Genomic DNA, 14,221 nt, shown 5'->3' on the forward strand with positions numbered 1-14,221 from the left:
TGGCCATTTTGGAAGAACCATTGGGTGTGCTAAATGATAATGATTAAGCTATTTATTGGTGATTTAACATGCCTATTTGCTCCATGTACTACATAATGCTTGCCTTCTATGGTGGTAAGTCATCTTTAAAAGGGGTTGTTCCGGCGTACCCTTGATGAGTTCAGTAACGCCGAGTAAGTGGCTTATGGCCCTTGGTATTGTAGCCGTGTTAATACTTATGCTATTCATAATGGGGTTCTGGTACGCTATCTACATGCCAAACGCCATCTTAGCATGTTCAGAGCCCTTTACCCTAATGGAGATCCTAACCCTAATACTGGCTATTGCCGGTGCCTACGTATTAATGAATTACCTGGGTAGGGGCAGCATCAATGATTTATTGCTAATAATCTTTGTAGTAGCTATCGTGATCTTTACGGCGAGTTTCTACTTACTCTCCATATCGTCATACGGAGGCATATGTTAAGCGATTAAACCTTTAAGAGTGTGCATATTCGTCGTTTTACACTATGGATTGCGTATTTTGTAGGATTGTTAAGAGTAAGGAACCTGCCTATGTGGTTTATGAGGATGAGTACGTAATCGCAATACTGGATAAATACCCAATAAGTAGGGGCCACACACTAGTCATGCCGAAGAAGCATTACCGGGACATAACGGAGATACCAAGTGACGAATTATGCCGTGTCATTAAGGTTACGAAGGCCGTGGCGATGGCCGTGCTTAAGGCGTTGAATGTACCTGGCGTAAGAATTATCCAGAATAACGGCGCCGAGGCCGGTCAAGTGATCTTTCACATACACTTCCACGTAATACCAATGAAAGGCCACATAATGGGTAGGCACTACCTGACTGAGGAGGAGGGTCGTGAAGTGTCTGAGTTACTGGCTAAGGCCGTTAAGGAAGTACTTAGCAATATGGGTTAACCTTTATATACCATTTCCTATTATTCCCCTTAATGGAAATATTTGGCTTAACACTAACACAGATAGTCAGTATATTGGGTTTATTCGTGCTTGGACTACTCGTGGGAATCCTAATAAGGAGGTTAATAGGAGTCGCTTTAATACTGCTGGCCATAGTAATACTTGCGATAGCCCTCGGCTACCTAAGTCCATCGACTCTAGTCACGTTATTTCACTATGCGGGTTATGCAATGAGTGCTGCATACTCAAAGGCGCAGCAATTCATAGGGGCTATCCCATACTCATCACTGGCGTTCATAATAGGCTTAGTCATTGGCTTGATAAAGGGCTAGTTAAGGTAGGTAACCCTCAGGTTCGACCTATATAGGAAGTCGAGGAATGAGTCAAAGGCCCTACCCATGGACTGGGGCTTATAGACCATGGCATCACCACCACTAATGAACACGAAGCCCGTGCGTGGTGGTATATCGTTAATGTGCTCGTTCATTATATCCGTAAACTCCTCATTGGGCTTATGCATTATTACGATAACCCTATCCTCGCGTGGGTGGTAATCCAAAACCCTCCTACTCGGTACAATCCATGGGTAGAGCATTATCAATTCCCTACTACCCTCACCAAACACCGTATAGACAATGCCGCACCTAGCGACCTTACTATAGGTGTACTGACCGTGCGGACTTATAACCCTCCTCATGGCCCTGGCGCTGGAGTCCTTCATCTCATGAACTACCATTCTAAGCTCCCTCAGGTCAATGGTTGGGTTAAGCACCAACTCTCCGATTGAGCCGTCAAGTATGTTGTCAATCCTTGTCTTAAGCACGAGCTCCCTAAAATCAATTCCGTAAATAGCCCTAAACAACCAACCTATGGGTCTTGAACCAAACGCCGCGGATTCCACTGCAACATACCCAAGCTGATCCAGGCCACTTAGCAACTCCCTAACGTTGGGTGCTGGTATGTCGCCTGAAACCTCGAGCAGCCTAGGTATTAAGTACTCAGGCACGAAGACGACACCCCCCCTCTTATGCATTAGTATGCCAGCCCTTATTAACTCGGTTAGCACGTCCTCGTTAAATCCATAAGCCTGAACTGAACCTTAAGGACATCCTCATTACCACCAAGCCCCATGTACTTAACCAATGCATAAGCAGCATCACCAAAACCCCTAACCCTATCCATTGCGTAGTCAGCTAATAGCTCATAAGATCTCTTGATCCTCTCACCCACGTTCTCCCCAAGTGATGATATGAACTCCCTAACCTGCCTGAGGACATCAGCGTACCTATCCCCATACCTTAGATTGAAGTCCTGGATCAACGCCTCATCATCCTCATCATCATAATTAATCAGTTGATACGCACCCTCCAACACATCAATACTTAATTGCTCACCCACATTATCACTTAAGGTTATAGGCTTTAAATAGCGCATTGCACTTTAACCCACGTGAAGCCCCATGAGTATAAGTTCGTGGTACCTCACGAGCTCGAGGAGCTAACAAACGCAATAAATACATTGGGTATGGTCAATGAGGAATTAGTGCCCGTATGGGAGTCGATGGGCAGGGTGCTCTCTAGGGATGTTGTTACGCCCATGGACATACCACCACGCCCCAGGGCAGCCTATGATGGTTACGCCATTAGGAGTCAGGACGTAGTTAAAACACCCATTAAGCTGAGGCTCGTTGGTTTAGTCCACATTGGTGAGGTTCCGAGCATTAAGGTTGGACCCATGGAGACCGCTTACGTAACCACGGGCGCTTATTTACCGGATGGTGCTGACGCGGTTGTGCCGGAGGAATTCGTTGATGTCATCAATAGTAATGAGGTCGTTATTAATAAGCCCGTCAAACCCTGGGAGAATGTGGATCCAGCCGGTGACTTCGCCAGGAAGGGTGATGTCGTGCTTAGGGAGGGCACTGTCATAATGCCCTGGGACATACCAGCATTGCTAGAGCTCGGTGTTGGTGAGGTTTGGGTTAGGAGGAGGGTCAAGCTCTTCATAGTGGCCACGGGTTCGGAGCTTGTCGAGGTCAAAACACCGGGTGAGGTGTTAAATGCGATAGTTAATGGTAAGGTTGTTGAGAGCACGGCATCATTCATAGGCAATTACGTGAGGATGTACATACCCTATGCAGAGGTTGTGGGCAGGGTAATAGCCCCTGATGATCAGGAGGCCATTAAGAACGCCATAGTAAGAGCCCTAGACACGGCGGACATAGTCATAACGACGGGAGGTACAGGGCCTAGTGGTATTGATTATGTTTATGAGGTCACTAAGTCATTAAGCCCAAGGATATACATTAGGGGGTTGAAGATGAGGCCTGGCAGACCAACGGGCCTAGCAATACTGAGCAATAATAAGGTCATCATTAACCTATCGGGTCACCCAATATCGGCGTTGAATGCCATGACCTTCGTGGTCAAGGAGGTAATTAAGAGGTTAGCCGGCGTTAAGGTCGACATTGCCGAGCCGAGGGTAATGGCTAGGCTTGCCAGGGGTGTGTTGGGCGATGAGGAGTTCGCAAGGCAGTATAGGGTTAGGGTTAGGAGGGTTGGTAATGAGTACGTGATTGAGGAATTACTAGGCAGGGTAGTTCGTTGACGCATACGTTGCTCACCGTGAATGGACTCGTATTCACGAGGAAGGGCCAAGTATTTAAGGAGGGCGATTACGTCGAGGTACTACTCCTTAGGGAGCCGCCTCGTGAATGATATTCAATCAGGGTATTTCAGACCCAACACTGAAAGTAACTTATAAATCAAGTGGATAAAATAATTATGTGGAACAAACATTACTACAAAGGCAGGAACAAAGGCATAGGTGTGGAATAAGTGACATTAAGGAATTCTTAATGAACTACGTATTGATTAACTGCAGGAGGAACATAATGAGGGACAACGAGTATAAGATAACGATGGCATGCTTCCACGCATGGCACCAAACAAAGTATGGAACAAGGGCATCACAACAATGCATAAGGACACTGGTACTCTACCTACCAGCCGTGGCACAGGAAATGCAATTAAAAATAGAGAGGGAGGGAAATGCGAAATACATAATAACTAAGTAAGGAGTTAATTTATTACCATGAGTGAGTGGACATGGGCAAACAATAAATTAAATCAACCAATCCATAACTACTCATTAGTTATATTGATTATTTCAATTCCCCTAGCAATATACATTATAACCATATTTCTTGCATACCTTACATACCAATCTGGAGACCTTAGTAGTTATCGATTCATCGCCTTCCTCATATTAGCATCCTTTCTAATAGCCATCCTTCTAGCAACAATCATATATGCTTACCTACGTATAAGATTCATAAAAAGAGTCGCCGCATTTTTAAGGAGAGTTGAAATTAAGGAAAAATCAATAATTCTCGATACTGCAGACGGTACATACACGACCAAATTAAATGAGATAAACATATGCTATAGAGCCAGAATGTGGGGCGTTAATCCAATCGCCTACAACATATTCATAAGGTATCAAGACCTGATATATGAAATACCTGAGCTTAGGCCTGAGGACTTTGGCGCACTTAGGCAGGTTCTCAGGGGTTATGGCGTGGAATTGAACGAGTGCGCCGATGATTTAAGTAAGTACGTATACATGGGCCGGCCACAGCGACAATGGTGAAATTAGTCACAACTCCCTCGCCGTCTCCCTAATTACCGGGTCTGTGAACTCCAGGTTCTCATCAATTATTGAGTGTCTCTTCAGTGTCGTTAGTATATCGTGAAGAACCCTATCACTTATTCGTGAACCTTCATAATCCTCAAGTCTCCTCTTCAACAATCCCCACTCCCTGACGTCCAAGGCCAATAGCCTAAGCACTACCCTATACCTTCTACTAGCCCTAAGCCTTATGAAGTTCTCGAGCTCCTGCCTAGCCATGCCAACAGCATCACTAATTATGGAGTCCAAGTCCCTACCGCCAACACTCCTCGAGTATCCATAGTATGTTAACCAGCCAATAACCCCATCAAGCCCATCCACAACACCCTCAAGCTCACCCTCATCAACCTCAATACCAACCTCGGAAAACCCACGCCGTAGGAACTCCAGGGATTCATCACGGTTCAGCTTCCTCGTGGTAACCTCGGCATATGCCCTACCAAATAATGGCGACTCAGGGTTACTAAGTATTGAGCCCAAGACACCCATCTCCGAGCCAGATAATATGAAGAGGAGGTTGTTGAGAAAGTCGTAGGCGTGAGCCACGGCATTCCAAACCTCAACACCCACGGGACCACTCAACCTCTGAGCCTCGTCAATGACAATAACAAGCCTAACACCAACATCGCCCGAAACCCTGTCAAACTCCCTAAACAACTCACTAAGCAACGGCCTATCCCTACCCCAATTAAGCACAACCTCAAACCCATGAATCCCAACACCCCTAACGCTACTCAATGCCTTAACGACACTATCGATCAACGCCCTACGCAGCGAATACCTCCTAAGGAAGTCACTTAATGCCCTGGACAAAACCTCGTACAAACCCCTCCTCGACCTAACAACCTCCCTAACATCAATGAAGACGTAGGGAACACCCAACTCATTAAGCACAGTCAGTATTAACGAGGTCTTACCAGTCCTCCTCAAGCCCCTGACAATGATGAGCCTGGTTAAGGAGTTAGTAATGAGCCTGAAAAGCCTATTGAATTCCTCATCGAAGTCAAATAGGTCAGCCTTACGAACCTTAGGCTTCACGTCAAATAGCACGCTTCCACACCGGAAGTAACTTTCACAGCGGAAGCGTAAAAACCTAACCAATAAACAACCCGTACCAACCCCTAAAACGTTATGCGAACCAAGCTCTAGGAATAATAAGAGTGGCAAATACACCCAATGGGATAGCCATGGCGCCAAGAACCATGGCGTATGCCGCTGCACTAATCGCCCTAGCACTAATCATCATATACCTAACCATAGCAATTATTAACGAATCCATAACCATAACCACACTAAAGGGCGAGGTCAATGGGCTATTGACAAAGTATAAGGCACTTGAGTTGCAATACAACAGCCTATTGATCAATTACACAAGCTCATCGACTCGATATACGGCAGGTTCATTGAGGTCAAACCCATACTTTACATCTACAACGGGACCAGGAGCATCCTCGCACTATACCTAAACATAACAAACCCAACAAACGAATCAGTGAGCATTGGGATAATCTCCATAAAAATCAGCCCACCAATATCCAGGGAGTTACCGTGGATCCCAACCACAGTGGTAATACCACCTAGAGTCACGGTGATGATACCACTAATGCTAGCCGTATTAAATAAGACAACGGCATACCTAACCAACTATGTCATGATCGATTTCAGCTTAATGAGGGGCATAAATGCGGTTGGTTTCATGAGCGCGGAATTATCAGTAACAATCAACAGCACCCTAATACCAACCCAAGCCACGTATAGCGCACCAATAATAAGCATTACATCAATGAATAAGCCAATGGGCTATGCCGTATACATGCCAGTGCCCCAAATATTGACCTGCCCCATCACGACGGCTGTCTGCGGGCCCAGCATAATTCTTGCCCTTGAAAACCCACTACCAACAACCCTACAAATCAGGGGTTACAGCATATACTCATACAACGGCTCAACACTAACCTCATGCACCCTGACCAAGGCAATAATCGTTAACTCAACGAGCATTGCATATCTGGCATTACCATCGATATCAACCACGTTCAAGGTATATGAACCACCACCGCAAATAAACACCTACATAATCGATACAGCCAAATGCACAACCAACTACTGGTTCCCAATGAACACGACACAGTTACCCTACGGATACGTAACACTAAACATAGACATTGGAAACATAACAATACCACTACTGCCAAAGCCCACGTCAATCATCATAGGCCCATTCCACTGAGCACGAATAAACCCAAGCCCTTAACATGGTAATGCGTGAAACCGTAGCCGGTAATTATTAACCCATGGAAATGGTGTTTTGGGATTGAAGGGGAGAAGTGGTAGCCGGGCCCGGATTCGAACCGGGGTCAACGGGTCCAGAGCCCGCCATCCTTGGCCGCTAGACGACCCGGCTAAGAAGCAAAGACAAACACCAGTTTAAAAGCGCTACTCATCGAGGAGGCCAATACCTCAACACGTAAACTGTGCAACGAAGATTATTAATAAGGGAATCACTTAAAATAATCAATTGCCATATTAAACCACGCAGCCACGGGAGCAATGACCAATATGGTCACACTAGAGGACCTAGCAAAGAAGGAATATGAGGTCGAAGGACACAGACTAAAACCAACAAAGGTTTGGAAGGTTCAGCCTAAGGGTAGGAAGGGCTTCGTAATGGCCCTCTTCAAGACACCAGACGGAAAAACAGTCAGGAAGGTAATCGCCAAAGTAGACGAACAAGGAAACATAATAACCTAAGAAACAAAGCCAGTCAAAATAATTAAAAATAAAACCCTCCTTTCCTTCTATTTCCCCTTAACCACCACAGCTATTTAGCAAAACTTTCACAAAACCCAACTAAACAGGAATAACCACGAAAAATAATAAACCCAAAACCACAACAAAGCCATGCCCGGCGATAACTCCGATAAAGTAACTACACCGTCTACACAATTTACGTATATGAATATTAACGCAGTTTGGGCTAAGTGTAAGAAGAGACGGGGCTGTCGAGCGATAGGTGAGGTAACTGATAATGATATTAAGCAATTTATATTCGATGCATTAGTTGAGGTTCATAGGCGCATTAATAATTATAATATAGATGGGGTAACCGAGGATGCGGTAAATAAACTCAGGAATTTTGTTAAAGTCCTAAATAATCTAATGGGTACCAATGATAATACGCAGGGTATTATTTCATCTAATAATAATATTGATGAGAAGTTAATACATTTAATTAATGAAGTTAAAGAGAAATGGTTAAAGATTTACATTAATGATGCTAACAAAATAATTGAAGATGCGTTCACGGGTAAGAGGAGGATATACGTAGTTAGTGGTAAGTACGGTAGCTTATTTCTTAAAATACGTGGAGAATTAGTATCAGTAGAAATCGAGATTAAGAAGAATAGAAAGTCAATAACCTCTCAAGTATATCTAAGGGGTTTAACCCTGGAAATGCTGGAAGTACCGGATATACTAAACTTAAGTGAGTATGAATTACGTAATTTAAAGCTCGGTCTTAGGGCAGGCGATGGAACAATGTATAGGGGTAAACCTGCAATGAAGACAAGACAGATATGGCAATTAGTATTTTGGATATTACTATACCCTGGTAAGGATAAGGTGGCGATAAGAAGCTTGGGATTCACGAAAAAGGGTATTAGCATTACATGGTTTATATACTCCGATACTCATAGGGAAACTATTAGAAGTAAGTATGAGGCATTTAAGGAATTGCAAAAGAATCCTACGCCATTAAGCTTACTTACACTAATACTTAGTGATGGCAGTATAGACTTAGAGAAAAAGAATATTAAAATAAGTGCGGGACTGAGCAATTACGAAGAACTAGATAAAGCTTTGACAGGATTAATGGCACAGTTAGGTATTAATCGTAGAACGTCTGTGAGGGATAACGGAGCTGGAATAATGCTCTGGAACAGTAATGCCGTAATCCTAGCCAGATACATAGTTAATAATTTACCGGATAAATTAAAGCACATACTTGACCTGCTTGAAGAGCAGTTAGGCCTCGATAAGTGGGGTAGGTTAAAGGCATTGGCCAATATGAACATTGGGCATAGGCATGGCTCATCTCAAATAGAGATTTACGGAATTAGGTTTAACGTATTATTAACAGACAAGACGATACAGCTAAGGACATGGTGTGGAAAGGGCTGCGACATAAATGAGTTAATAAGTACATTAAATAGGCATGGCGTAAAGTTCAAGCAACGAAACAATAACGATGTACCAGAAATATACATACCCTGGAGTATAATCAAAAAGCACGATTACATGCTTAGTAAAATAATTGAATGGCTGCAACAAGCCATGAATAATCCCGAAAAAAGCGAGAGAATAAGAACATTAGCAAAGAAATGGTTAGATAAATTGAACAATGCATAGTATAAGAAATTGAACGTACCTGGTCCCCCGGCCGGGACTTTCGCCGTGGCCGTAGCCACGGCTTCGAACCCGGGGCCTGCCGGTTTCTGCTGCCACGGGCTTTTGGTTTTGTTGCCCGTGGGGCTGAGCTACAGCCGGCCGCTCTGACCGCTGAGCTACCGGGGGCGTGGTTGATGTAATTTCGTGGTTTTTAAGTCTTTCTTCATCATTTATTGTTGTGTATGTTCGTGGCGGTTCTATTCTCTGTGTATGTGGTTAGTCTTGTTAACCTATCAAGTAATGAAACCCATTTCTTAAACTTCCTACTTGATATTGTAATCTTTATTGCCGCCTTTTTTATGGCTTAAAACACTACCGTCGCCTAACAATGCAGTAAACATGAAACTCATCAGTGTATCAACGCTGAGCTTTTTAGCCATCCTAAGGATACTACATTTATATGATTCATCATTAGCTGTTAAGCTCCATCTTACTGTAATACTATTTTTGTTCACGTTAATTGTATCCGCACGTATATGGAGGATGTAATAATAATCAAGCAATTATCTGCCAGAGATTTGAAGTTCCCATACGTGGTTTTCCACGGGTTATACTACCATCAGTATCATTAAGTCCACTTTTTTAATGCTATAAGTAAGTCCTTAATGAACCTACCGTAATCCTCTTCGTTCATTGTCCCCTTAAATACATTAGGTACATAAACCGTTAAACCCTCAAGACCCTTAAACGTTAGCTGCATTACTATGCTCCTCCTATTTTTAGGTTTGTTAATGATCAGTGTTGTATGCTCGTCATAAATACTAATTCCTGATTCTTTTTTCCAAATAATAATATTAGCTTTACCATTTTTACGTATTCAATAAGTTCTTTAATTTCATTACCTACATTATTACTTAACCAATATTTCCCTAATTTATTATCCATATAGTTTATAATCTCGTCAATTAACCCTGACAATGTATTAACGATTTCGCCACTATACTTACCCCTGAGTTTCTCTTCAATGCTTATCTTCGCCTCAAGCCACTTCCCTCTATATTCATTAATCCACCAATCATTCCAAATCTGCCAACGCAACATACGTTTAATGGCCTCGGTTAGCAATTCAATAGCCACATTCTTAACTTCCTCATCAGCTTCATTACCGCATTCATACTTATAACCATGCTTGATGCCTTTACAGAAGTGATTCATCATAAGTAATTCCTTATTAATTTCCACGGTCGTAGTTTGAGCAGTAGTCATTATTCATTTAATGAATACTCAAAATAATTAATAAGGCACTACACCATAACAGGTAATTTTACAAATAAAATTTGATCAGAGGCTAAAAGAATAATTATTCTTTGCCCATGTATGACTTATGTGGGGTAATGTGTATTAGTGGGTTTGTGCCTTGTGGTGTGGTTTATGGGTGGTTGGTCTTGGTCTAGTGATGTGGCTGAGCGGGCGGTTAGTAGTTACTCGTCGTTCGTGGTAGTTATTGCGCTGTTTTTGATACTCTACGTGGTTGTTGTGTTCGTTCTTTTACCTTCTGCGGTGGGTCTTGGTGGTACTCGGCTTATTGTTTTCTTGGTAATAGTATCGGTTGTGTTGGCTTACCTCATATCATTAATGGCATTATCCTATTCATACATGAGCTCGTTGAGGAGGGCCCTGGGTTGCTTGAGGGGTGTTGAGGTTAGGGACCGTGTACTAACGCTTAATACCATAAACGGCACCTACACGGCTGGGCTAGATGAGGTATTCATTTGCTATAAAGTACTAAGGTTCATGAGGGTTAGTCAATACGACGTCTTCATTAAGTATCGGGGCTTTGTGTATGAGGTGCCTGAGCTCAGACCCGAGGACTTCGGTGCACTTATGCAGGTCCTTAGGGATTACGGTGTGGAAGTAAATAAATGCGCCGATGATTTAAGTAAGTACGTATGTGTGGGATCAAAATGAATTCATGAATAAATCATTAATTTGGTTAGAACGTATACGGAATTTACAGGTTCAACTCCGGCATTCGCAGTTGGTATTTACACGAGGGCTGGTCTAACTGAGGGGTTAGCAAGCTTTTATTACGGCATCATGGGTATTTTTCGCGACTATTGCGGCGACTCTTTGGGGCTTTGCTAGCGACTTCATTGGTAGGAAGCGTGCATTGATAATATCCGCCATAGTCTCCGCCGTACTAGCCGTACCCGCTTATTACGTGGTTTACTACAGCGCTGTCGTCAGGAGTGTGCCATTACTGGTCCTTGGCGCATTCCTAATGGGTTGGCTCTCACAGTGGCCCTGGGGCCTGGTGCCGGTTTATCTCTCTGAGCGCTTTGCAATGCAGAGGAGGGGTTCGGGCGTTGGTTTTGGTTATAGCTCGGGCATATTTATTAGTGCTAGATGCCCCTATACTCAATACCGCTTTATGGCGTCTTCGCGGCCATTGAAGGTACCAACATATGGTTTACCGCGGCCTTCTGGTTAATACTTGCCGGTGTGGTTTACGGCATTGCGGCGGCAATAGGTCCTGAGACAATAGGCATTGACTTAAGGATAGTTAGGGAAAGGTGATGGGTCTAGTCTTGGTTCTTTGGTGTTAAAAGTTACATTGTTTTTGTCTCTGGGTTTCCATACCTTAAGCCCATGGTGAATGCCTTTAGGTTTTTGTCTACGTCTCTCCTGATGTTTGTCTTTATTGTCTCCTCAATTATGTTTTGTGGTATGTATTGGTTTAGGTTCATTATTGAGTAGAGGGCGCCGAGGATCACCATGTTTTCATAAATCACGTTACCTAACTTAACAGCATCATCATAGGCATTCACGATGTAAATCCTCCTGACACTTCTCCTCAGTATATTCTCTAGCTCGTCGATGCTTGGTATTTTCTGTTTTGTCGCTGGTGGCCTTATTAATCGCCTATTCACTATGAATACCGTGCCCTCGTTGGCATAGCCAACAGCCCTAAAAGTCTCAAGCATTTCAAAGGCAACAATTACGTCCGCACCACCCCTGGGTATTAATGGTGCATCGACATCGCCAATCCTCACATGCACATCAATGGAGCCACCCCTCTGGCTTAGTCCATGGGTCTCGGCAACGAGGGCCTTATAACCAGCCCTTATGGCTGCGTCACCCAGCACTGTGGCGAAGGTTATCAATCCCTGACCACCAACCCCAGCCAGGTATATGTTGAGTCTCATAACTACCACCTCACATCTCAGCCCACTTCTTCAACCAATCCCTGACATCACCCTCGGGCTTAATGGCATTGTATGGGCACACCTGGCGCAGACAGAGCACCCAACGCACATGTTGGGGTCTATCCAAGCCTTCCTATTCTCGAGCGGTACTATTGCTGGGCATGCGATTAAGTTATAACATATCCCACAGGCCCTGCAAGCATCTGGATCAACGTAATAACGCGCCACGTAACTCCTAAACAGCCTAGTCGCCTCTAGCGCGCAGCCCCTCTTCATGACTACCACGCAATGCCGCCCCTCTTAACGACGTTGATGGCCTCAGTCATTACCTGCTGCGTATTCTTAATGTCGAATGGGTCCACGGTCTTAACATAGTCAACACCCATTGCCTTAGCCACATCCTCTATATTAATCATACTCGTTGGGTTCGGCTGACCGCCCGTCATTGCAGTGACCCTATTATCGAGGACTAGCACAAGCATTGGTGTCTTGTTATAGACGGCATTGACAAGTGCGGGTAGGCCTGTGTGGAAGAATGTTGAGTCGCCAATTATTGATACAATGATTGACCTACCATTGGTCCCGTGGTAAAGCCCCATGCCGAGGCCCAGGGAACTACCCATGTTAGTTAATAGGTCCTGCTCATTGAATGGATTATTAATGCCAAGACTATAGCAGCCGATATCTCCACTGAATATGGGTTTAACCCCTGACTTCGCCGTTGCAACTTTCAACTCATAAAATGAAGCCGCGTGGGGACATCCTGGGCAGAAGACAGGTGGTCTAGGTGGTGGTGTGTAATTTACCTTAATGGTACTTATTGATATGAATGGATTCACCATATCGAGGGCCTTTGATAATCCATCCGTTACGGAATTAATCGTTAACTCACCAACCCTGTTAAAAAACGCCCTCGGCCTTACCAAGCACGGGAACCCTAACACCCTCATCATAGAGCAGGGCCTTCAACTGCTGTTCAAGTACTGGATCGCCCTCCTCAATAACGATTACCTTATCAGCCCTCGTAACTGCGTCAATAATAATCTTCCTAGGCAGTGGAACCGGAGTAACCACACTCAGTATGCTAGCCTTCACGCCATAGTTCTTAACGGCCTCTAACGCGTAGGTGTAGGCCACGCCACTCGTTATTATGAGGGCTTTACCGCCGTCAATGTACGTATGCGGTAATTCCTCAACACCCCTATTAATGGCTTCCCACCTCCTTAGCAATTCCTCCTTAAGTGCACGTGCATTTGCAGGTATTAACGCATGTCTCCTTGGGTCCTTAACATATTCCCTCGAGTATTTTGGCGTCTCTGGCGTGCATATAGTTACCGGACCTCTAACGTGTGATACCCTAGTCACTGTCCTCATCATCACTGGGTGCCCATACTTCTCGCCAAATTCAATGGCAAGCTTTACGAAGTCCTTAGCGCTTTGCGGATCGTAAGGTTCAATGACTGGAATATATGCGTGAAGCCCAACCCACCTATTATCCTGCTCATTCTGGCTACTCCACATGCTTGGGTCATCAGCCGTGACTATGACGAAGCCGCCCCTCACGCCCGTGTAGGCACTTGACATTAGTGGGTCCATCGCCACGTTAAGCCCTACATGCTTCATCGTGACCATCGACCTAGCGCCAGTAAGCGACGCGCCGTAGGCTACCTCAAAGGCCACCTTCTCATTACTACTCCACTCAGCATAAACACCAAATTCTTTTCCATAATCCATTAAGTACTCAATGATTTCACTCGACGGTGTACCTGGATAACCGGCGGCAACGGCCACGCCGGCCTCCAATGCCCCATGCGCGATTGCGTGGTTACCCAACATTAATTTAATCACGCAGTTGCTCATCGGCAATACCTAGGCATATTTAATTTAAAGCCTTTCTCCTAGAACTTGATAAATTAATTAGTAATATATTTAATTCGGTATGAATATATAGTTTATATTCAGCTTAGAATGGTTTCATCACACATCTGCATGTCTAGGGTTCATCATGTATGT

At 44.3% G+C, this 14,221-nt stretch carries 17 protein-coding genes, 2 tRNA genes and 2 pseudogenes; 13 read left to right on the forward strand and 8 right to left on the reverse strand.

Translation table 11 applies throughout. The features are described 5' to 3' along the window. The first annotated feature begins 154 nt into the window (after nt 1-154). Genes JCM14467_RS09665 through JCM14467_RS09675 form a run of 3 tightly spaced genes read left to right on the forward strand, consistent with a single transcriptional unit; the run spans nt 155 to nt 1,258 of the window. The gene (locus JCM14467_RS09665; protein ID WP_054849973.1) at nt 155-466 is read left to right on the forward strand and encodes a hypothetical protein; all 312 of its coding nucleotides are present in this window, start codon (nt 155-157) and stop codon (nt 464-466) included. 43 nt (nt 467-509) lie between these two features. Beyond that, nucleotides 510-926, forward strand: coding sequence for an HIT family protein (locus tag JCM14467_RS09670; RefSeq protein ID WP_054849974.1), 417 nt, complete (start codon nt 510-512; stop codon nt 924-926). 32 nt (nt 927-958) lie between these two features. Next, nucleotides 959-1,258, forward strand: a complete 300-nt coding sequence (locus JCM14467_RS09675; protein ID WP_054849975.1) for a hypothetical protein — start codon at nt 959-961, stop codon at nt 1,256-1,258. Here the strand turns inward: JCM14467_RS09675 and JCM14467_RS09680 are convergent. Then, entirely contained in the window at nt 1,255-1,992 is a 738-nt protein-coding gene (locus JCM14467_RS09680) for a hypothetical protein (protein ID WP_252901306.1), read from the reverse strand. The genes JCM14467_RS09675 and JCM14467_RS09680 overlap by 4 nt on opposite strands. Next, nucleotides 1,986-2,324, reverse strand: coding sequence for a hypothetical protein (locus tag JCM14467_RS17730; RefSeq protein WP_252901307.1), 339 nt, complete (start codon nt 2,322-2,324; stop codon nt 1,986-1,988). Before JCM14467_RS17730 ends, JCM14467_RS09680 begins: the two co-directional genes overlap by 7 nt. A gap of 51 nt (nt 2,325-2,375) precedes the next feature. Between JCM14467_RS17730 and JCM14467_RS09685 the strand changes: the two genes are divergently transcribed. The 3 genes from JCM14467_RS09685 (at nt 2,376) to JCM14467_RS09695 (ending at nt 4,577) form a co-directional block, all read left to right on the forward strand. Next, the gene (locus JCM14467_RS09685; RefSeq protein WP_054849976.1) at nt 2,376-3,533 is read left to right on the forward strand and encodes a molybdopterin molybdotransferase MoeA; all 1,158 of its coding nucleotides are present in this window, start codon (nt 2,376-2,378) and stop codon (nt 3,531-3,533) included. Nucleotides 3,534-3,711: 178 nt separating this feature from the next. Next, nucleotides 3,712-4,002, forward strand: a complete 291-nt coding sequence (locus JCM14467_RS09690) for a hypothetical protein (RefSeq protein WP_054849977.1) — start codon at nt 3,712-3,714, stop codon at nt 4,000-4,002. A 17-nt stretch (nt 4,003-4,019) separates the two neighbouring features. Beyond that, nucleotides 4,020-4,577, forward strand: coding sequence for a hypothetical protein (locus tag JCM14467_RS09695; RefSeq protein ID WP_054849978.1), 558 nt, complete (start codon nt 4,020-4,022; stop codon nt 4,575-4,577). Nucleotides 4,578-4,583: 6 nt separating this feature from the next. On the opposite strand, the gene JCM14467_RS09700 is transcribed toward JCM14467_RS09695, so the two are convergent. Beyond that, complete coding sequence (locus JCM14467_RS09700) at nt 4,584-5,666, reverse strand: AAA family ATPase (protein WP_054849979.1); 1,083 nt, start codon at nt 5,664-5,666, stop codon at nt 4,584-4,586. A gap of 110 nt (nt 5,667-5,776) precedes the next feature. On the opposite strand from JCM14467_RS09700, the gene JCM14467_RS09705 reads away from it, so the two are divergent. Together JCM14467_RS09705 and JCM14467_RS09710 are read left to right on the forward strand one after the other, a co-directional pair. Further along, nucleotides 5,777-6,082 carry a hypothetical protein gene (locus tag JCM14467_RS09705; protein WP_054849980.1) on the forward strand — a complete coding sequence of 102 codons (306 nt, stop codon included), beginning with the start codon at nt 5,777-5,779 and terminating at the stop codon, nt 6,080-6,082. 26 nt (nt 6,083-6,108) lie between these two features. Further along, a complete protein-coding gene (locus tag JCM14467_RS09710; RefSeq protein ID WP_054849981.1) occupies nt 6,109-6,846 on the forward strand; it encodes a hypothetical protein in 738 nt (245 codons plus the stop codon). A gap of 98 nt (nt 6,847-6,944) precedes the next feature. On the opposite strand, the gene JCM14467_RS09715 is transcribed toward JCM14467_RS09710, so the two are convergent. Then, a tRNA-Gln gene (locus JCM14467_RS09715) sits at nt 6,945-7,020 on the reverse strand. A 155-nt stretch (nt 7,021-7,175) separates the two neighbouring features. Here JCM14467_RS09715 and JCM14467_RS09720 point away from each other — a divergent pair. Both JCM14467_RS09720 and JCM14467_RS09725 read left to right on the forward strand, forming a co-directional pair. Further along, a complete protein-coding gene (locus JCM14467_RS09720; protein ID WP_054849982.1) occupies nt 7,176-7,367 on the forward strand; it encodes a chromatin protein Cren7 in 192 nt (63 codons plus the stop codon). Nucleotides 7,368-7,517: 150 nt separating this feature from the next. After that, a complete protein-coding gene (locus tag JCM14467_RS09725) occupies nt 7,518-9,023 on the forward strand; it encodes a hypothetical protein (RefSeq protein ID WP_054849983.1) in 1,506 nt (501 codons plus the stop codon). 20 nt (nt 9,024-9,043) lie between these two features. Here the strand turns inward: JCM14467_RS09725 and JCM14467_RS17735 are convergent. Both JCM14467_RS17735 and JCM14467_RS09735 read right to left on the reverse strand, forming a co-directional pair. After that, a tRNA-Tyr gene (locus tag JCM14467_RS17735) sits at nt 9,044-9,188 on the reverse strand. Between the two features lie 609 nt (nt 9,189-9,797). Next, entirely contained in the window at nt 9,798-10,244 is a 447-nt protein-coding gene (locus JCM14467_RS09735; protein ID WP_252901308.1) for a hypothetical protein, read from the reverse strand. Between the two features lie 168 nt (nt 10,245-10,412). Here JCM14467_RS09735 and JCM14467_RS09740 point away from each other — a divergent pair, with 168 nt between their 5' ends. The 3 genes and pseudogenes from JCM14467_RS09740 to JCM14467_RS17745 all read left to right on the forward strand — a co-directional run bounded on the left by JCM14467_RS09740 (nt 10,413) and on the right by JCM14467_RS17745 (nt 11,579). Continuing rightward, complete coding sequence (locus tag JCM14467_RS09740) at nt 10,413-10,970, forward strand: hypothetical protein (protein WP_252901309.1); 558 nt, start codon at nt 10,413-10,415, stop codon at nt 10,968-10,970. Between the two features lie 148 nt (nt 10,971-11,118). Beyond that, nucleotides 11,119-11,346: pseudogene (locus JCM14467_RS17740) on the forward strand (MFS transporter); the annotation flags it as partial. Between the two features lie 62 nt (nt 11,347-11,408). Then, on the forward strand, nt 11,409-11,579 hold the full coding sequence (locus tag JCM14467_RS17745; protein WP_252901310.1) for a hypothetical protein: 171 nt from the start codon (nt 11,409-11,411) through the stop codon (nt 11,577-11,579). A 32-nt stretch (nt 11,580-11,611) separates the two neighbouring features. Here JCM14467_RS17745 and JCM14467_RS09750 read toward each other — a convergent pair whose 3' ends face one another. Then, the gene (locus JCM14467_RS09750) at nt 11,612-12,208 is read right to left on the reverse strand and encodes an indolepyruvate oxidoreductase subunit beta (RefSeq protein ID WP_054850053.1); all 597 of its coding nucleotides are present in this window, start codon (nt 12,206-12,208) and stop codon (nt 11,612-11,614) included. A 10-nt stretch (nt 12,209-12,218) separates the two neighbouring features. Continuing rightward, nucleotides 12,219-14,068 (reverse strand): annotated as a pseudogene (iorA, locus tag JCM14467_RS09755) (indolepyruvate ferredoxin oxidoreductase subunit alpha). Nucleotides 14,069-14,221: the final 153 nt, after the last annotated feature.

The organism is Vulcanisaeta sp. JCM 14467, assembly GCF_001316245.1.
In the GTDB taxonomy this organism is placed as follows: Archaea; Thermoproteota; Thermoprotei; order Thermoproteales; family Thermocladiaceae; genus Vulcanisaeta.

Bases quoted from the DNA above. Each gene is read 5' to 3' on its own strand.
- JCM14467_RS09670 (WP_054849974.1), top strand. From the start codon at position 510: ATGGATTGCGTATTTTGTAGGATTGTTAAGAGTAAGGAACCTGCCTAT.
- JCM14467_RS09695 (WP_054849978.1), top strand. From the start codon at position 4,020: ATGAGTGAGTGGACATGGGCAAACAATAAATTAAATCAACCAATCCAT.
- JCM14467_RS17745 (WP_252901310.1), top strand. From the start codon at position 11,409: ATGCCCCTATACTCAATACCGCTTTATGGCGTCTTCGCGGCCATTGAA.
- JCM14467_RS09675 (WP_054849975.1), top strand. From the start codon at position 959: ATGGAAATATTTGGCTTAACACTAACACAGATAGTCAGTATATTGGGT.
- JCM14467_RS09720 (WP_054849982.1), top strand. From the start codon at position 7,176: ATGGTCACACTAGAGGACCTAGCAAAGAAGGAATATGAGGTCGAAGGA.
- JCM14467_RS09725 (WP_054849983.1), top strand. From the start codon at position 7,518: ATGCCCGGCGATAACTCCGATAAAGTAACTACACCGTCTACACAATTT.
- JCM14467_RS09750 (WP_054850053.1), bottom strand. From the start codon at position 12,208: ATGAGACTCAACATATACCTGGCTGGGGTTGGTGGTCAGGGATTGATA.
- JCM14467_RS09665 (WP_054849973.1), top strand. From the start codon at position 155: ATGAGTTCAGTAACGCCGAGTAAGTGGCTTATGGCCCTTGGTATTGTA.